This is a genomic window from Pseudomonas sp. F8002 (genome assembly GCF_013385495.1).
GTDB lineage: Bacteria > Pseudomonadota > Gammaproteobacteria > Pseudomonadales > Pseudomonadaceae > Aquipseudomonas.
Map to the genome: position 1 here is coordinate 17,932 of NZ_JACAPW010000040.1, position 16,960 is coordinate 34,891.

18 protein-coding genes are annotated in these 16,960 nt (G+C 61.1%); 11 read left to right on the top strand and 7 right to left on the bottom strand.

Going from position 1 to position 16,960, the window contains the following annotated elements:
• Positions 1-97: 97 nt before the first annotated feature.
• Positions 98-808, top strand: coding sequence for a response regulator (locus HX811_RS26705; RefSeq protein ID WP_003213692.1), 711 nt, complete (start codon positions 98-100; stop codon positions 806-808).
• Positions 805-2,196, top strand: a complete 1,392-nt coding sequence (locus HX811_RS26710) for an ATP-binding protein (RefSeq protein ID WP_087694265.1) — start codon at positions 805-807, stop codon at positions 2,194-2,196. The genes HX811_RS26705 and HX811_RS26710 overlap by 4 nt, the downstream gene beginning before the upstream one ends.
• 140 nt (positions 2,197-2,336) lie before the next feature.
• Here HX811_RS26710 and HX811_RS26715 read toward each other — a convergent pair whose 3' ends face one another.
• From HX811_RS26715 to HX811_RS26730, 4 genes are all read right to left on the bottom strand, one after another.
• Positions 2,337-2,537 carry an SEC-C metal-binding domain-containing protein gene (locus HX811_RS26715; RefSeq protein ID WP_003213695.1) on the bottom strand — a complete coding sequence of 67 codons (201 nt, stop codon included), beginning with the start codon at positions 2,535-2,537 and terminating at the stop codon, positions 2,337-2,339.
• Positions 2,534-3,034, bottom strand: coding sequence for an LEA type 2 family protein (locus tag HX811_RS26720; protein WP_003213697.1), 501 nt, complete (start codon positions 3,032-3,034; stop codon positions 2,534-2,536). The genes HX811_RS26715 and HX811_RS26720 overlap by 4 nt, the downstream gene beginning before the upstream one ends.
• A 61-nt stretch (positions 3,035-3,095) precedes the next feature.
• The gene (locus tag HX811_RS26725) at positions 3,096-3,566 is read right to left on the bottom strand and encodes a YchJ family protein (RefSeq protein ID WP_177009888.1); all 471 of its coding nucleotides are present in this window, start codon (positions 3,564-3,566) and stop codon (positions 3,096-3,098) included.
• 4 nt (positions 3,567-3,570) lie between these two features.
• Positions 3,571-4,068, bottom strand: a complete 498-nt coding sequence (locus HX811_RS26730) for a DUF6231 family protein (protein ID WP_177048174.1) — start codon at positions 4,066-4,068, stop codon at positions 3,571-3,573.
• A 180-nt stretch (positions 4,069-4,248) separates the two neighbouring features.
• Here HX811_RS26730 and HX811_RS26735 point away from each other — a divergent pair, with 180 nt between their 5' ends.
• The 3 genes from HX811_RS26735 (at position 4,249) to HX811_RS26745 (ending at position 6,117) form a co-directional block, all read left to right on the top strand.
• Positions 4,249-4,944, top strand: a complete 696-nt coding sequence (locus HX811_RS26735; protein WP_008432103.1) for an OmpA family protein — start codon at positions 4,249-4,251, stop codon at positions 4,942-4,944.
• Positions 4,945-5,072: 128 nt separating this feature from the next.
• Positions 5,073-5,366 carry a DUF1145 domain-containing protein gene (locus HX811_RS26740; RefSeq protein WP_087694264.1) on the top strand — a complete coding sequence of 98 codons (294 nt, stop codon included), beginning with the start codon at positions 5,073-5,075 and terminating at the stop codon, positions 5,364-5,366.
• Positions 5,359-6,117 carry a collagen-like protein gene (locus tag HX811_RS26745; RefSeq protein WP_177048176.1) on the top strand — a complete coding sequence of 253 codons (759 nt, stop codon included), beginning with the start codon at positions 5,359-5,361 and terminating at the stop codon, positions 6,115-6,117. The genes HX811_RS26740 and HX811_RS26745 overlap by 8 nt, the downstream gene beginning before the upstream one ends.
• Before the next feature lie 102 nt (positions 6,118-6,219).
• Here the strand turns inward: HX811_RS26745 and HX811_RS26750 are convergent, their stop codons facing one another.
• Positions 6,220-6,684, bottom strand: coding sequence for a CopD family protein (locus tag HX811_RS26750; protein WP_003213709.1), 465 nt, complete (start codon positions 6,682-6,684; stop codon positions 6,220-6,222).
• A 99-nt stretch (positions 6,685-6,783) separates the two neighbouring features.
• On the opposite strand from HX811_RS26750, the gene dinG reads away from it, so the two are divergent.
• From dinG to HX811_RS26780, 6 genes are all read left to right on the top strand, one after another.
• Positions 6,784-8,928: an ATP-dependent DNA helicase DinG gene (gene dinG / locus HX811_RS26755; protein WP_008432096.1), complete on the top strand. Its 2,145-nt coding sequence runs from the start codon at positions 6,784-6,786 to the stop codon at positions 8,926-8,928.
• Positions 8,929-9,023: 95 nt separating this feature from the next.
• Complete coding sequence (locus tag HX811_RS26760) at positions 9,024-11,351, top strand: beta-galactosidase (protein ID WP_177048178.1); 2,328 nt, start codon at positions 9,024-9,026, stop codon at positions 11,349-11,351.
• A gap of 92 nt (positions 11,352-11,443) precedes the next feature.
• Entirely contained in the window at positions 11,444-12,589 is a 1,146-nt protein-coding gene (locus tag HX811_RS26765; protein WP_177023316.1) for a serine hydrolase domain-containing protein, read from the top strand.
• Between the two features lie 142 nt (positions 12,590-12,731).
• Positions 12,732-13,892, top strand: coding sequence for an OmpA family protein (locus HX811_RS26770; protein ID WP_177021286.1), 1,161 nt, complete (start codon positions 12,732-12,734; stop codon positions 13,890-13,892).
• 27 nt (positions 13,893-13,919) lie between these two features.
• The gene (gene pdxH, locus HX811_RS26775) at positions 13,920-14,567 is read left to right on the top strand and encodes a pyridoxamine 5'-phosphate oxidase (protein WP_003211693.1); all 648 of its coding nucleotides are present in this window, start codon (positions 13,920-13,922) and stop codon (positions 14,565-14,567) included.
• A gap of 281 nt (positions 14,568-14,848) precedes the next feature.
• On the top strand, positions 14,849-15,313 hold the full coding sequence (locus HX811_RS26780; RefSeq protein ID WP_003189251.1) for a glycine zipper 2TM domain-containing protein: 465 nt from the start codon (positions 14,849-14,851) through the stop codon (positions 15,311-15,313).
• 75 nt (positions 15,314-15,388) lie between these two features.
• Here the strand turns inward: HX811_RS26780 and HX811_RS26785 are convergent, their stop codons facing one another.
• Positions 15,389-15,724, bottom strand: coding sequence for a hypothetical protein (locus tag HX811_RS26785; protein WP_008432085.1), 336 nt, complete (start codon positions 15,722-15,724; stop codon positions 15,389-15,391).
• Positions 15,721-16,950, bottom strand: a complete 1,230-nt coding sequence (locus tag HX811_RS26790; RefSeq protein ID WP_177048180.1) for an S-type pyocin domain-containing protein — start codon at positions 16,948-16,950, stop codon at positions 15,721-15,723. Before HX811_RS26790 ends, HX811_RS26785 begins: the two co-directional genes overlap by 4 nt.
• Positions 16,951-16,960: the final 10 nt, after the last annotated feature.

The window sequence follows — 16,960 nt, forward strand, 5'->3', positions numbered from 1 at the left end:
TGATTACCGCTTCCCACAACATTCCATTACATTTGCGCGTACTCCTGGCTGAAGTTTCGGCTATCTCCTGCCTTTTGAGTTTCGGACGAATTGCCCCATGGCCAAGCAAGACCACCTGCTGATCGTTGATGACGACCCGCAAATCCGCCAATTGCTGTGCGACTACCTGAGTGACGCCGGCTTCCAGGTGTCCACCGCCGGCGACGGCAAGGAAATGCGCCGCCGCCTGGCGCTGAATGTCATCGACCTGATCGTCCTCGACCTGATGTTGCCCGGCGAAGACGGCCTGAGTTTGTGCCGCGAATTGCGCGTCAGCTCCAACACGCCGGTGATCATGCTCACCGCCAAGGGCACGCTGATCGACCGGATCGTCGGCCTGGAAATCGGCGCCGACGATTACCTGCCCAAGCCGTTCGACCCGCGGGAGTTGCTGGTGCGGATCAAGGTGGTGCTGCGCCGGGTGCAGAGTTTTCCGGACCGGGCGCGGCTCGATGAAGCACCGAGCATCAGCTTTGCCGGCTGGCAGCTGGACACCCGGGCCCGCCAATTGCTTTCGCCGGAAGGCGTGGTGGTCAGCCTCGGCAACTCCGATTACCGGGTGTTGCGCCTGTTGTTGCAGCATCCCAACCGGCCGCTGAGCCGCGACTTTTTGCTCAACCACGTGTTCGACAAAGACAGCACGCCGTTCGACCGCTCGATTGATGTGTGCGTCAGCCGACTGCGCTCGCAGTTGCCGGCCGGGTTGATCAAGACTGTGCGCAACGAGGGTTACATGCTCACCGCCGACGACGTGGCGCTGCAATCGTGAAACTGCTGCCGCGTTCGCTGTTCGGCCGGCTGGTGCTGATCCTGGTCAGCGGCATGCTCGCGGCCCAGGCCCTGACCAGCAGCATCTGGTACGACATGCGCCACGGCCAGGTGCTGGAAATCCCCAGCCGGCTGATCGCCACGCGGCTGGCGGACGTGGTGCGGCTGGTACACAGCGATCCGGCGCAGGCGGATGTGCTGATCAAGCTGCTTGATACGCCGCGCTTTCGCCTGACCCTGAGTGACCAGGCCAGTGATGTGACAAGCAGCATCAGCGACAGCGACCAGGCCACCGAGCGCTTGCTGAATAAAGTGCTCTCGGAGAAAACCGGCTACACCCAGAACCTGCATCTGTTGAGCCTCAAGCTGCTGGATGCCGAGGGCCAGCATGCCGGGCTGTCGACTCTGCTCAGCTCCAGGCCTGTGGTGGGGCAATTCCTGATTGACCTGCGTTTGCCGGACGGGCGCTGGCTGCAAGTGCAGGCCACCGAGGAACAAGGCTGGACCAGTACTTCGCCGATGGACTTGCTGTTCGATTACGTGATGCGCATTTATCTGCTGCGGGTATTGGTGCTGGTGATCATTGCCCTGGTGGCGGTGCGCCTGGCCATTCGCCCGCTCAACGCCCTGGCCAAGGCTGCCGAAGCCTTGGGCCGGGACATCCAGCGGCCACCGCTGGCCCTCGATGGGCCCACCGAAGTGCGCCGTGCCGCCCAGGCGTTCAACGCCATGCAGCAGCGGCTGATCGCCAATATCGCCGAGCGCACCCGCTTCCTGGCGGCGATTTCCCACGACCTGCGCTCGCCCATTACGCGCCTGCGGTTACGTACGGAAATGCTCGACGACAACCGCACTAAGGAACGTTTTCGCAGCGACCTGGAAGAAATGGAGCACATGGTTTCCAGCACCCTGGACTTCGTCAGCAGCGGCGAAATCAACGAGAAGCGCCAGAACATCGACATCAACGCCTTGTTGCAAAGCTTGCAGGCGGACCTGCAGGACGTGGGCGAGACGGTGACGATAGAAGGGCGGGCCAAACAGCCATTGCCGGGGTATGCCCGCAGTCTCAAGCGTTGCGTGCAGAACCTGCTGGAGAACGCGGTGCGTTATGGCTCCGAGGTGGTGGTGCGGGTAGAAGACAAGGCGGACAGCTTGAAGATCGTCATCAGCGACCGTGGGCCGGGGATTCCCCAGGAGCAACTGGAACAGGTGATGGAGCCGTTTTACCGGGTGGAAGGCTCACGCAATGTGGAAACCGGTGGTTACGGGCTGGGGCTGAGTATCGCGCATACGATCGCCAGTGCCCATGACGGGCGGTTGAGCTTGAGCAATCGGGAGGGTGGGGGATTGGAGGTGGTGTTGGAGTTTCAGCGCAAATCCTGGCCTTGAAATGCAGGCTAAATGTGGGAGCTGGCTTGCTCGCGAAAGCGGTGTATCAGTAACAGAGAGGTTGACTGACACTGCGCTTTCGCGAGCAAGCCCGCTCCCACATTTGGATGTGCAGTGTTTCGAGAATCGGGTTTCTTAACTCAAGCCCCGTGGCACTTCTTGAATTTCTTCTCGCTGCCGCACGGGCAAGGATCGTTACGACCCACGTCCTTCAACGTATTGCGCACCGGCTCCTGGTGAGCGTGGCCGCAGTTCGGGCCGTGGACATGGCCGTGGTCGTGATCATGATGATCGTGATCGTGGTTGCAGTCAGGACCATGGACATGGGGTTGCTGAGTCATCGATGTCGCTCCGGAATAAAATCGCCGGGGATTATCTCGCCATTGCGCAACACCTGCACGTCGTTCCCGATAAATAAACCGGTTTTCAACTCGCCTTCAAGGCGATAGGGCACGGGATCGCGCGGATTTTTCAGCATGTCGACCACATCGCGGATCTGCGGCCACAGGTTGGTGCGCACCGATACCCGGAAAAAAGCGTGGCTGTGGGGTGGCACGGTCAGCCATTCGTTGGACTCGCCTTCGGTCAGCACCATCGTGCCGAGGCTGACCTTGTAAACCAGGCCGCGTACGGTCAGGTCGTTGTCGTCACGGTTATCCACGCGGAAATACAGCTTGAACTTCTGCTCCAGCAACTTGACCCGCACGGGGTCGACCTTGACCAGACGCACCTCGGGGGCGGGCGTATCGTCGGCGAACCACGACGCGCAGCCGGAGAGCCCCAGCATCAATGCCAGCAGAAGGCTGTAAGTCCTGAATACCCGCGCCTGAGAAACCATGCCGTTACTCCGTGTGAAGAGTCAGCATAGCAAGCGAGAGCCTGTCGGGTATCAATGAATGTCAGAGGTAGCCGGAACAGCACTTCTTGAATTTCTGCCCGCTGCCACACACGCAGGCGTCATTACGCCCGGCCTTCACGTCCACCGTCGGGTCGATAAAGTACCAGTGCTCATTGTTCTGTACGAAAGATGAGCGCTCGCGGTGGCTGTGTTCGCCGGTGCTGTCATGCCAGCGAGCGGTAAAGGTCACGAAGGCGTGTTCCGGCTGGCCGCCGAACACCTCGGAGCTTTCCACTGAAAGGCCCAGCCAGGTGCTTTGGGCGCTCCAGGCGCCGATGGCGGTGGTGTCCAGCCCGGCTTGCTGCGCAGGCAGGGTGGTTGCCACCAGGTAGTCCACCAGGCCCAGCACATAGGCGCTGTAGCGCGAACGCATCAACGCTTCGGCGCAGGGGGCCGGGTGGCCGGCGTGATAATGACCGCAGCAGGCATCCAGCAGGTTGCCGCTGCCGCAGGGGCAAATGGATGTACTCATCGGGTTACCACCAATACTTTCCAAAATTTTGCGGGTTGGCCCAGAAGCGGGCGTTCAGCCAATCCGGCACCTGTTTATAGTCAAGCAGATCATAGGTAAACAGCGTCAAAACCTGATCGTCGCGCTGGAAACGCTCGCTGGCTTGCAGGGCCAGGGAGAAGAAATCGGTGTCTTTCCAGTGGCAGGCCTCCAGGTCCACCAGCACCGCAATGCGACTGGCATTGAGGTTGCGAATGCCCCCCAGCAAGGTCAGGCCCGCAGGTTTTGACAGGTGTTCCAGGCAACCGACCACCAGCGCCAGGTCAAAACGCTGGGCCGCGAGGTCGGTGGGCAAGGGGCCGGGCTCGGCGAAGGACACCACGGTATCCGGGTGTGCTTCCTTAAAGGCGTCCAGCGCCGGGAACTGGCTGGCGCCCAATAACAGCAGGCGTTTGGGCGCGTGAAGATCAAGCAGCGCAGCGAGCGCTTGCTGGGGTGTACGGGAAGAAATACCGGCAGTCATCGAAGATCCTCACATCAGGACCGTAGAGACTAGCCTGCCTGAGCGTGCGGGCCTAGAGCGGGCGGCGAGAATAAACCGCTCGGCCCAATGAATACTGGGGTGTGACACGCTGGCGCAGATGAAAAGAGCCGTCTTTACTCCACTCGTCGGCCCCCGCCGATCCCCTCAGGAGAAAGTCAGATGAGCATCATGCGGACAGCTCTACCCTTGGTTCTGCTAACCGGAGTATTGACAGGTTGCGCAGGCTTGCAAAAAACCGACTGGCCCACCTGTGCCGCCGTCGGCGGTGTGACCGGTGCTGCCATTGGTGCGACCCAAAGCTCGTCCTATGCAGGCTACGGCGCACTGCTGATTGGCGGCATGGCTGGCGCCTATTGCTGGGTGCATGGCGACGGTGATGAAGACGGCGACGGCGTACCGGACAGTCGCGACAAGTGCCCTGGCACGCCAAAAGGCGTGCAGGTCGACGCCAATGGCTGCCCTCCGGTGCCGGTAGCGGTGGTTCAAGAGGAAGTGGTGGTGGTCAAGGAAGAAACCATCGTGATTCGTGACGTGCACTTCGAGTTCGACTCCGCGAAGCTCACCGCTGCCGACAAAACCAAGCTCGACGTGATTGCAACCCGCCTGAAAAAAGAGGCCCCGAGTGCGCAACTGCGCGTCAGCGGGCATACCGACAGTGTCGGTAAAGATGCCTACAACCAGAAACTCTCTGAACGACGCGCTCATTCGGTGACCGACTACCTGGTCAGTTCCGGCATCCCGCGCAGCAGTTTTGTCTCCGTGACCGGCGCCGGCGAAAGCCACCCCGTAGCCGATAACAAAACCGCTGATGGCCGCGCGCTGAACCGCCGCGTGGAAATCCAGATCAACCGCTGACCCCGCCTCAAGGCCCCTGTGGAATCCCCAGGGGCCCCTTCATCAATTTTTTAATCCTTCACTGGCACAACGCCTGTAGAAGTCGTTACTGTGCGCCCAAAGAATAATGTGCAAGGGGAGCGTGCGGGATGAAGGTGTTTTGGGGGCTGGGTAAATTCTTGACGTTGCTGTTCTGGGTCGTGGTGGTGGTCAACCTGATCACACCGCTGATCAACCCGTTCCACCTGTTGGTCAACCTGGCCGGCAGCCTGTTGTTGCTGACCCATGTTCTGGAACTGCTGTTGTTCAACGGCAGTGTGAAAACCCGTGCCCATCCCTGGCGTGACCGCTTGCAGATCCTGCTGGTGGGTATGTTCCATGTGCAGAGCTTTTCGACGCCGACACCGGCTAATGATGTAAACAAGGAGGCCAATCATGCGTAAGGTTTTTCTGTTGGCCCTGCTGGTCAGCCCCATTGCCCTGGCCCAGAGCGTCAGCGTCGAGACCAACTCGTTGATGCGCCTGCCCAACAGCAGTGGCGTGTTGCAACTGGAGCGACTGGACGTGGCGGATTACGGCACCTTGCTGATTCCCGCCAATATCACCCAGGTGACCGTGGATGAACTGCACCTGGGCCGCGACGCGCGAATCGCCATCGTGCCCGGTAGCACCACGTTGCAACTGCAGGTGCGTCAGGCGCAGCTGGAGCAGGGCAGCCAGATCACCTCACGCGGCGCTCCCGGTACCCATGAGCGCCCGGCCAAGGCGGGGCGTGACCTGGTGTTGCGGATTAACTCGCTGACGGCCGATGAGCTGTCGGTGGATGCCCGCGGTGGCGCGGGTGCCCAGGGTTATGCCGGGCTGGATGGTGCCAACGGCGAAGACCCTGGCTGCACCTGGGGTTCTGCCGGGCGCGGCGCCAATGGCGACAACGGCGGCGACGGGCTGCCGGGCGCGGCGGGCGCGCAGGTCCGTGTGGAATTGCCGCAGGACTTCCCGGGCGAGAAGATCAAGGTCTGGGTGGACGGCGGAGCCGGTGGTTTGGCGGGCACGGCGGGCAAGCCGGGTAAAGGCGGGCAGTCCAAGGGGTGCCTGGTGTACCGCGCGGATGGCGGCGAAAAGGGCCGGGCCGGGTTGGAAGGGCAGGCGGGGCCAGCGGGGCCTGCGGGTGCTGTGACCATTCAGAGGCTCTGAGGCGACTGGCCTGACGCTTTCGCTAGCAAGCCCGCTCCCACATTTGAAACGCATTCCAAATGTGGGAGCGGGCTTGCTAGCGAAAGCGGTCTACTAGGCGCTTCAGAACATCGGCCGTGCCGAAGCAATCGCCACCAGCACCAACCCCACTATCAAGTTGATCCCCACCAATTTACGAATCTGCCCCAATGCCGCAGCCCCGGCCGGCCAATCCTCCGCCGCCACCGCCACGCGCAGCTCCGGCAACTTCAGCGCCTGAATCCGGATAAACAGCGCCGTCATCACCACATACAACCCCATCATGACCTGTACATAACGCGGCGCGGTCTCAAACCCGCTGAAGCGCAGTTGCAGCAGGCCGACACCGCTGATCGGCAACACCAGCACCGCCACCCAGACCCACACGAAAAAACGTTGAAACACATTTACCCAGAGTTTCAGCCGGGCCGGCCCGTCCAGCGCGGCCATGGCGGCGGGGCGCAGGATCATCCAGGCGAAAAACATACCGCCGACCCAGATCAGGGCGGCCAGTACATGCAGGGTGTAAGCGAAGCTAAAGACGGTCATTGGGGTACTCCGTTCTGCGCGGGATTAATTAGCGGGGTATGATAGCGGCCGATCCGAACCACTGAAAATTTATCCAGCGTTTTTTGCGCCCGACTATCCATGATCAGCACTGAACTCAAAACCACGATCCAGGGCGCCTACTCGCGTTTTCTCGAAGCCAAGAGCTTGAAACCGCGGTACGGCCAGCGCCTGATGATCGCCGAAGTCGCCAAGGTCCTCGGGGATATCGACACCGACGACGAAGGTCGGCGCAGTGGCGACCCCGCCGTGGTGGCCGTCGAGGCCGGCACCGGTACCGGTAAAACCGTGGCCTACAGCCTGGCGGCGATCCCCACCGCCAAGGCCGCCGGCAAGCGCCTGGTGATTGCCACCGCCACCGTCGCCCTGCAAGAGCAGATTGTCTACAAGGACCTGCCCGACCTGATGCGCAACAGCGGCCTGAATTTCACCTTCGCCCTGGCCAAGGGCCGTGGGCGTTATATGTGTCTGTCCAAGCTCGACGTGCTGTTGCAGGAAGGCCACGCGCAAACTGCCACTGCCTCGCTGTTCGAAGAAGAAGGCTTCAAGATCGAAGTCGATGAGGTCAGTCAGAAGCTGTTTACCAGCATGATCGAGAAACTGGCGGGCAATAAATGGGACGGCGACCGCGACAGCTGGCCCAATGCCCTGGAAGACGCCGACTGGGCACGGCTGACCACCGATCACAGCCAGTGCACCAACCGGCATTGCCCCAACTTCGGCCAGTGCGCCTTCTACAAGGCCCGGGAGGGCATGGGCAAGGTCGACGTTATTGTCACCAACCATGACATGGTCCTCGCCGACCTGGCCCTGGGGGGCGGCGCCGTGTTGCCCGACCCGCGCGACACACTCTACGTGTTCGACGAAGGCCATCACCTGCCCGACAAGGCCATCGGCCACTTTGCTCACTACACGCGGCTGCGCTCCACCGCCGACTGGCTGGAAACCACCGCCAAGAACCTCACCAAGTTGCTCGCCCAGCACCCGCTGCCGGGCGACCTGGGCAAGTTGATCGAGCAGGTGCCGGAGCTGGCGCGGGAGATCAAGACCCAGCAGCAATTCATGTTCAGCGCCTGCGAGCAGGTGGCAGACTTCAAGCCCGGCGAAGATGTGGAAGGCCGCGAACGGCCGCGCCATCGTTTCGTTGGCGGGCTGATCCCCGAGCACATGCGCGAAATGGGCGTCGAGCTGAAAAAGGGCTTTTCGCGCCTGACCGACTTGTTCACCCGTCTCACCGATTTGCTCAAGGAAGGCATGGATGGCGAGGTCAATATCGGCATCGCCAGCAATCAGGCTGAAGAATGGTACCCGCTGTTTGGCAGCCTGCTGTCCCGGTCCCAGGGCAACTGGGAGTTGTGGACCGCCTTTACCGTCGAAGACCCGGAAGACAACCCGCCCATGGCCCGTTGGCTGACCCTGTCGGAAAGCGGTGCGCTGTTCGATATCGAGGTCAACGCCAGCCCGATCCTGGCGGCGGAAATGCTCCGACGCAATCTGTGGAACGTGGCCTACGGTGCCTTGGTCACCTCGGCTACGCTGACGGCCCTGGGCACCTTCGACCGCTTCCGCATGCGCGCCGGGCTGCCGAAGAAGGCCGTCACCGCCGTGGTGCCCAGCCCGTTCCATCACGCCGACGCCGGTGTGCTGCGGGTACCGGACCTCAAGGCCGACCCACGGGATGCGCCGGCCCATACGGCGGCGATCATTCGTGACCTGCCATCATTGGTGGAGGGCTCACGGGGCACGCTGGTGTTGTTCTCGTCCCGCAAACAGATGCAGGACGTGTTCGACGGCCTCGACCGTGACTGGCGCAAGCAGGTGTTTATCCAGGGCAACCTGTCGAAACAGGAAACCCTGAACAAGCACAAGGCGCGGGTGGATGGCGGCGATTCCAGCGTGCTGTTCGGCCTCGCGAGTTTCGCCGAGGGTGTGGATTTGCCCGGTGCCTACTGCGAACACGTGGTGATCGCCAAGATCCCGTTCTCGGTGCCGGATGATCCGGTGGAAGCCGCGTTGGCCGAATGGATCGAAGCCCGGGGCGGCAATCCGTTCATGGAGATCTCGGTGCCGGACGCTTCCTTGAAACTGGTCCAGGCCTGCGGCCGCCTGCTGCGTACCGAAGAAGATCGCGGCACCATCACCTTGCTTGACCGGCGTCTGGTTACCCAGCGCTATGGGAAAGCTATCCTGAATGCTTTACCGCCGTTTCGGCGGGAAATTTCTTAAGGCCCAGTGGGCGAATTCGCCCACTTTGTGGTCTATCTCACCATCGCTTCACGTCATCAGGCCAGTCACCGGCCGTTTGGGAGAACCTTGTTCACATGATTCGCACGCTGCCCGCTGTTTTTGCCCTGTTGTTTGCCGCGCCATTGCTGGCTGCGCCTGCCGGGCAACAAACCTTGTTCAACTTTGTACGGCCCGCCGATGTGGTCAAGGTGGCGACCCAGGACGCCAGCCTGCCGCAATACAACGCCGAACAAACCGCTGAAGGCGAAGTGCTGCGCCGTATCACCTTCAACCCGGTGGCCGAACCGAGCCTGGTGCTCAGCCCGCAGACCGGGGCCTGGGACTGGTCGCAATCCGGTGCCATGAGCCTGCGTATTCAAAGTGCGATGGACTGGGCGCTGACCCTGTACGTCAAGGTGCAGAGCAATGACGGCCGAACGCTGTTCAGCCGTATCGACCTGCCAGCCGGTCCCGCGCAAACGCTGTTGATTCCGCTGCAAGCCAACTCGCCCCTGAGCCAGGGGATGAAGGCCGGCCCGCCGATGCCGATCACCGTCGATGGCCAGCGCGTGCTGCTGGCCAGCAGCGAAGGGGAGATCGACCGCAGCCAGATCGTGTCGGTGACCCTGTCGATGATCAAGCCGAACGTTGCCCAAAGCATCTTGCTCGAACGCTTTGGCGTGCAGGACATCGCGCCGGTACTCAAGGCTACCTACAGCGATCTGGTGGATGCCTATGGGCAGTCCACCCGCGCCCGGTGGCCGGAGAAAGTCAGCAGCGACGAGCAGTTGAGGGCCGCAGCGGTCAAGGAACAGCAACAGCTCAAGGGCTGGCTGGCCGAGCGCGACAAGGCCTCCCTGGACAAATTCGGCGGCTGGAACAAGGGCCCGGCCTTTGACGCCAGCGGCTTCTTCCGCACCGAGAAGCGCGACGGGCGCTGGTACCTGGTGACACCGGAAGGCCATCCGTTCTACTCCCTGGGCGTCAACACCGTCGCCCCGGACAACAGCCAGACCTACGTAGCGGGCCGCGAATGGATGTTTGCCGCGCTGCCCAAGGCCGGCGAGCCTTTCGACAAATACTACGGCAGCGGTGACAGCCGCAGCGGCAATGGTGCCGATCAGGGGCGCAGCTTTAATGTCGGCCGCTGGTACGACTTCTATGGCGCCAACCTGCAGCGTACCTATGGCCAGCCGTGCGTGCCGCCGGCACCTTGTGCTCCGGAAGGTTTCGACCAGAAACGCTGGGTCAGCCACACCCTCGACCGCCTGCGGGCCTGGGGTTTCAATACTGTCGGCAACTGGAGTGCGCCGCAGCTGGCGACCGCCGACCGCGTGCCTTACACCTTGCCACTGTCGATCGTCGGTGATTACGCGAGCATCAGCACCGGCACCGATTGGTGGGGCGGCATGCCCGACCCGTTCGACCCGCGCTTCGCCATGGCCACCGAGCGTGCGGTGGCAATTGCCGCCCGTGACCATCGCGACGACCCGTGGCTGATCGGCTTCTTTGCCGACAACGAACTGGCCTGGGCCGGTCCCGGTGATGATGCGAAATCCCGCTACGCCCTGGCCTACGGCACCCTGCGCATGACCACCGACGTGCCGGCCAAGCGCGCGTTTCTCAAGCAATTGCGCGACAAGTACCGCAACCAGGAGGGGCTTTCCAGGGCCTGGGGCATTGAGCTGCCCGCCTGGGAACTGATGGAAGACCCGGGCTTTGTGCCGCCAATGCCAAGCCCGGAGCACCCGGAAATCGAAGCGGACTTCAAGTACTTCCAGAAGACCTTTGCCGACGCCTACTTCAAGACCATCTCCGATGCATTGAAATGGCATGCGCCCAACCAGCTGTTGCTGGGTGGCCGATACGCGGTCAGCACGCCGGAAGCGGTGGCGTCCTGCGCGCAATATTGCGATGTGCTGAGCTTCAACATGTACACCCTCAAGCCTCAGGACGGCTACGACTTCGCGGCCCTGCGGACGTTGGACAAGCCGGTGCTGATCACCGAATTCAACTTCGGCTCGGCGGACCGCGGCCCGTTCTGGGGCGGCGTGACGCAGTTGGCCCGGGAAGAGGATCGTGGGGTTGCCTACGCCAACTTCCTGAAGCAGGCCATGGCCGAGCCGTCGATTGTCGGCGTGCATTGGTTCCAGTACCTGGACCAGCCGGTTACCGGCCGTTTGCTTGACGGCGAAAACGGCCACTTCGGCCTGGTCGGCATCACCGATGTGCCGTTCCAGGGGTTTGTCGACAGTGTGCGCAAAAGTAACCTGGCTGCCGTCGATCAGCTGGGCAAGGAGGCCGAAAAGGCCAAGGCTGCCGCAGCGGTCCACGCCGGTGAGGGCGGCAAGCCCGGGCGTGAAGGCAATGCAGCAGCGCCGGGCGCAGAGCATTCCGGCGGGCATTCCGGCAAAGGTCATTGATGGGGGCTGATCGACGAGAGCGGGTTCACAAATCGCTCAATGGCTGGAACAATGTCGGCCACTTTCTGTAGTACTTTTCCAAGGGGGCTTAGGTGCAGATTCAGGGTCATTACGAGCTTCAATTCGAAGCGGTGCGTGAAGCCTTCGCCGCGCTGTTCGACGACCCTCAGGAACGTGGTGCCGCGCTGTGCATCCAGATTGGCGGCGAAACCGTCGTCGACTTGTGGGCCGGTACCGCCGACAAGGACGGTGCCGAGGCCTGGCACAGCGACACCATTGCCAATCTGTTCTCCTGCACCAAGACCTTTACGGCCGTCACGGCGCTGCAACTGGTGGCCGAAGGCAAGTTGCAGCTGGATGCGCCGGTCGCCAAGTACTGGCCGGAGTTTGTTGCCGCGGGCAAGGAAGCCATCACCCTGCGCCATCTGCTCTGCCACCAGGCCGGGTTGCCGGCCCTGCGTGAAACGCTGCCCGCCGAAGCCCTGTACGACTGGCAGATGATGGTCGACGCCCTCGCCGCCGAAGCGCCATGGTGGAAGCTCGGGGAAGGGCACGGTTATGCGGCGATTACCTATGGTTGGCTGGTGGGCGAGTTGCTGCGCCGCGCCGACGGTCGTGGGCCGGGCGAGTCCATCGTGGCCCGGGTTGCACGGCCACTGGGCCTGGATTTTCATGTGGGGTTGGCGGATGAAGAGTTTTATCGAGTTGCCCATATAGCCCGAGGCAAGGGCAATGTTGGCGATGAGGCGGCACAACGTTTACTTCAAGTAACGATGCGCGAGCCGACGGCGATGACTACCCGTGCATTTACCAATCCACCGTCTATTCTGACCAGCACTAATAAACCCGAATGGCGGCGTATGCAGCAGCCAGCGGCAAATGGTCACGGTAATGCGCGAAGTCTGGCGGGTTTTTATAGTGGGCTGCTCGACGGTAGTTTGCTGGAAGCCGATATGCTCGAAGAGTTGACCCGCGAACACAGTATCGGCCCGGATAAAACCTTATTGACACAAACCCGGTTCGGGCTGGGTTGCATGTTGGATCAACCGCACGTGCCAAACGCCACGTTCGGCCTTGGCCCACGGGCCTTTGGGCATCCCGGGGCCGGTGGTTCGGTGGGGTTTGCCGATCCGGAACATGATGTAGCCTTTGGTTTCGTGACCAATACATTGGGCCCTTATGTACTTATGGACCCGCGGGCGCAAAAGTTGGTAAGAATATTGGCCGGTTGTCTGTAAATAGCTTGCTGTCTTGCGTTTTTTTGTTACAAAGGCACATACAAAAAGACGCTAGGCAAAATGTTGTAACTTTAATGTTCCAAAAGCGTCTGTTTAACGGGTCATTCAGGCCCCTGGTTTTTTCTCATTTTGTGGATATCTCATGTTATCGAACAAGTCCTTGGCACTGGCGCTATGCCTCACTATTACTGGCTGTGCACAAACCCCACAAAATGATGCCGAGGGCGGGCATTGGTGGTCATTTGGCTCCGATAAGGCTGCTACCAAGGACGCAGTGAGCCAGGCCGACACCAAACCGGATGCCAAGCCGGCGGTCGCCGCCAAGGCGCCAGCGCCGGTAGCACCCGCTGCTGCTGCACCTGCACCGGTTGCGAAGGCGGATACCGGCTCGAGCTGGTGGCCGTTTTCGTCGAAAGCCGACGACGCCAAGGCAGACCTGAAGGCCGACCTCAAGGCGGCAACGCCTGCCTCCGGCGCACCGGCTGATGCACCGGCCGCTGCACCTGCCGTTGCCAAGACGGATACCGATACCAAATGGTGGTGGCCGTTCGAAAGCAAGCCAAAGCCATTGGCCAAGGTCGACGTCGCCAACATCCCGATGCCTGATCCAAAAATCACCCAGGCCTGGCTGGACGACTACGAGCCACGCCTGCGTCTCGCGATCAAGGACAGCAACCTGCAACTGGAACGCCGTGACAACGTATTGGTGGTGATTGCCCCGGTTGATGGCTCCTACAACCCGAAACGCCCGGCGATGTTGCTGCCCGTGACCCTGGGTCCGTTCACCCGTGTTGCCAAGGCCGTTGAAGGCGATCCGAAGACCGCCGTACTGGTCCTGGGCCATGTAGATACCTCGGGTGCCGAGCCGGTGAGCCAGGCCCTGACCAAGGAACGTGCACAGTCCATCGCTTCGATCTTCAGCCTCAGCGGCCTGAAGCAGGACCGCCTGATGCTGCGTGGCATGGGTGACCTGATGCCGCGTGCCGCCAACGACAGCAACCAGGGCCGCGCCCTGAACCGTCGCATGGAAATCATGTTCACCCAGCGCACCACGATGCTGGCCCTGTTGAGCAAGTACAACTCGGCCAACCCGCCGAAGGCTGAAATGGTCGCTGTGCAGGACGTTCCTGCTCCAGCCGCTGCTCCGGTCAAAAAAGCTGCCGCTCCGGCGAAAAAAACCGTCGCCAAGAAAGCTGCCGCCAAGCCGGCTGCCAAAAAGGCCCCGGCCAAGCCTGCCGCTAAAAAGCCAGCACCTGCCAAGGCCGCCGCTCCAGCTGCTACCAACGACCAGGCGAAGAACTGATTATTTGAGCAAGAAGGATAAAGCCGCATGACCCAGGCACTGGCCGATATGCGCCGTGACTACACACGGGACGGTTTGAGCGAGGCCCAGGCCCCGGATGAACCGTTTGCCTTGTTCCACCAGTGGTTCGCCGACGCGGTGAAAACCGAACAGCCACCGGTGGAGGCCAATGCCATGACCCTGGCTACGGTGGACCAGGACGGTCGCCCGCACTGCCGGATCCTGCTGCTCAAAGGCCTGGATACACAGGGCTTTACCTTCTTCACCAATTATCAGAGCGCCAAGGGCGAACAACTCGCGGCGCGACCGTTTGCCGCCATGACCTTCTTCTGGCCGACCCTGGAGCGCCAGGTGCGCATCGAAGGTCGGGTGGTCAAGGTCTCGCCCGAGGAGTCGGATGCTTACTTCCAGGTCCGTCCCCTGGGTAGCCGCCTGGGTGCCTGGGCTTCACCGCAAAGCCGGGTAATCAGGGACCGCGAAGAGTTGCAGGCGCTGCTCAAGGCCACCGAACAACGCTTCAGCGATACCCAGCCTGATTGCCCCGAACACTGGGGTGGTTACCGCCTGCTGCCGGAGCGCATCGAGTTCTGGCAAGGCCGCGCGAGTCGTTTGCACGACCGCTTGAACTTCCGCTTGCAGGGGGCCGACTGGACCCGTGAGCGCCTGGCGCCCTGAGCCCACCTTTCGTCACCTCGCCTGAATGTAGCGCTGCACGCCGAAGTCTCTAGTCAGAGGCCTTGGATGGGTAGCGCTGCGCTGCGTTATGCGGCCGTTAGCTACAATGATGACAGCGTCCATCGAGATCCTGAGGGAGGTGGGATTGCTACCGTTCGTCGAGTTTTTCGGTACAGGTTCTCTGTACTAAGGCTGAATGAAAACAATTTTCTGCCCGGCATGCCGTGACAGGCGGCAAGCCACAGCGGTTTAATGGATACCTGTCCTTTGGAGTTGATGCTATGCGTAAGTCCGTTTTACTAGTTGCCTGCTTTACCACCCTGTCGCTGCTGCTGGGTGGCTGCGCCTCGAGTCTGACCGGCGACTCGTACTCCCGTGACGAAGCTCGTCGTGTACAGACTGTTCGCATGGGCACCATCGAATCCCTGCGTCCGGTGAAAATCGAAGGCACCAAGACCCCAATCGGCGGCGCTGCGGGCGCAGTCATCGGCGGCGTTGGCGGCAGCGCCATCGGCGGCGGCCGTGGCAGCATCGTGACCGCCGTTATCGGCGCAGTCGCCGGCGGCCTGCTGGGCTCGGCCACCGAGGAAGGCCTGACCCGCACCCAGGGTGTTGAAATCACCGTCCGCGAAGATGATGGCAGCATGCGCGCCTACGTCCAGGCGGTTCAAGAGAACGAAATCTTCCGCATCGGCGACCGCGTTCGCATCATGACGGTGGACGGAACCAGCCGCGTTACTCGCTAAGGGTAAGGTTGCAGGAAAAGAAAAACCCCAACCGGGTGGCCGGTTGGGGTTTTTTGTTGGGGTATATGTGGGATATCAGGTGAACATCTGAATGTCGTCAAGCGTGTCTTGTACGACTCCGCTCAGAGAAGGAGATTTCCTTTTTGCCTGTTGCAGTACGGGCGTAACTTTCGCCATGTCCAACTCGCCGAAACGGCGTGCAATGTGGCCTATCGCGATGATGGCAGCCGACGCGATGTCCTCGTTGTCATTGTTTGCGTACTTGAGACAGGTTTCTTGTGCCCAGATAGCATCTGTCTCGTTAAGGCCGATGGATATTAGAGCTTCTGTGACCTTGGTCAGGTCATTAGTGGCTATAAAGCTTATAGCTTCATCCTGACTTAAAGAAGGGTCGTGATAGCGCAAACTCATTTTTCGGCTCCCAGAATCTTTCCTTTTCGATCTGTTTTGTTCGCTTTTATTAAAGCATTTTTCATCTCTTGTCTTAGCTCACTCCACAGTCTCACATGACCGTGGTAAACGCCTTCTGAGGTGCGATCGATCACTACAAACTCTTTTGTGTGTGGGTCAATCCCTATGCGTCTACGTGAGTTTGGCGGATTCAGCTCTACCGAGTTATTAAGCGCATCCAGGCCGTTAGTCGGCTTTCTGCTTTTGACAGCGTTATCTTTTTTTCCGTGATAGGGGGCGTCCTCATACCTCAGGCTTACGACGATATACAGAGGTCGAATACCCGAACCCGCCGGAAACACCAGAATAAAATCCCTGTATTCCGGCGGATAGATCGGATCAACGATGATGTTGTCGGCCTTCTCGGTTGGCGGATACACCCAGATTTGCGGCGCCTGCGGTGCAGCCTCCAACGCAGGAATGCCGAGGGTGTCAGCGGGGTCGACAGCAGGCGTCCAGATCAGCTCGACGCCGTCGCCCAAGTCCGCGACCTGCTGCGTGCCGCGCTGGCCAAACTGCACGACATCAACCATTTCCCAGTCGCGATTTTTCCCGGTGTAGAAGGCGTATCCCTTGAGCGTGCCGTCAGCAAGTTGCTCGATATGCAGGCGGGCTCGGGTGCGTGCCCGTGGCATTGAGCGCAGTTGACGGTCGCTGTAAAGCGCACTATCGCCCAGGCTGGAGGGCCAGACGAGGGCTGCAACCCCAAGCATCAGTCCGGCCCCAGCTGTTCCAACACTCGCTGCGATGCTGGAGGCGCCACTAACCGCTGAGCCACCCAGTGCCAATGTCCCTAGCCCAGCCGGGAGTGCGCTGCCGCTGATCTTTTTGAGTGACAGCAGCCCCTCGATGTCCGTTTCACGACCACCCAGCAGAACGTGCTCGCCATAGTCTCCTATGGGGTCAAGCGGTACATAGCCGGATGGATTGTTGTAGTCGATGTGGGCGTCCGGCAGGTTGCAGGACTTGGCGAAGACGCAGCCCGCGATGGGCAATGTTGCTGGCGGTCGCTCCACTTTGCCTCTGGCCTCGTAGACCTCCTGACGGGCAAGCATGGCTTCGTATGCTCGCTGCCTGGCCTCACGATCAGCCAGCTCGCGCTCGCTCATGTTCTCGAGCCGACGGTAACCCCCCGTGCCGGTCCCGTAGCATCGCCAGACTTGGGGGATATCCTTGCTGTTTGCCATCGTGCCCTCC

Coding starts and splice junctions, on each gene's coding strand:
- HX811_RS26760 (WP_177048178.1), top strand. CDS start 9,024: ATGATTCGCACGCTGCCCGCTGTTTTTGCCCTGTTGTTTGCCGCGCCA.
- HX811_RS26750 (WP_003213709.1), bottom strand. CDS start 6,684: ATGACCGTCTTTAGCTTCGCTTACACCCTGCATGTACTGGCCGCCCTG.
- HX811_RS26745 (WP_177048176.1), top strand. CDS start 5,359: ATGCGTAAGGTTTTTCTGTTGGCCCTGCTGGTCAGCCCCATTGCCCTG.
- pdxH (WP_003211693.1), top strand. CDS start 13,920: ATGACCCAGGCACTGGCCGATATGCGCCGTGACTACACACGGGACGGT.
- HX811_RS26730 (WP_177048174.1), bottom strand. CDS start 4,068: ATGACTGCCGGTATTTCTTCCCGTACACCCCAGCAAGCGCTCGCTGCG.
- HX811_RS26740 (WP_087694264.1), top strand. CDS start 5,073: ATGAAGGTGTTTTGGGGGCTGGGTAAATTCTTGACGTTGCTGTTCTGG.
- HX811_RS26720 (WP_003213697.1), bottom strand. CDS start 3,034: ATGGTTTCTCAGGCGCGGGTATTCAGGACTTACAGCCTTCTGCTGGCA.
- HX811_RS26770 (WP_177021286.1), top strand. CDS start 12,732: ATGTTATCGAACAAGTCCTTGGCACTGGCGCTATGCCTCACTATTACT.
- HX811_RS26715 (WP_003213695.1), bottom strand. CDS start 2,537: ATGACTCAGCAACCCCATGTCCATGGTCCTGACTGCAACCACGATCAC.
- HX811_RS26780 (WP_003189251.1), top strand. CDS start 14,849: ATGCGTAAGTCCGTTTTACTAGTTGCCTGCTTTACCACCCTGTCGCTG.
- HX811_RS26735 (WP_008432103.1), top strand. CDS start 4,249: ATGAGCATCATGCGGACAGCTCTACCCTTGGTTCTGCTAACCGGAGTA.
- HX811_RS26705 (WP_003213692.1), top strand. CDS start 98: ATGGCCAAGCAAGACCACCTGCTGATCGTTGATGACGACCCGCAAATC.
- HX811_RS26725 (WP_177009888.1), bottom strand. CDS start 3,566: ATGAGTACATCCATTTGCCCCTGCGGCAGCGGCAACCTGCTGGATGCC.
- HX811_RS26785 (WP_008432085.1), bottom strand. CDS start 15,724: ATGAGTTTGCGCTATCACGACCCTTCTTTAAGTCAGGATGAAGCTATA.
- dinG (WP_008432096.1), top strand. CDS start 6,784: ATGATCAGCACTGAACTCAAAACCACGATCCAGGGCGCCTACTCGCGT.
- HX811_RS26790 (WP_177048180.1), bottom strand. CDS start 16,950: ATGGCAAACAGCAAGGATATCCCCCAAGTCTGGCGATGCTACGGGACC.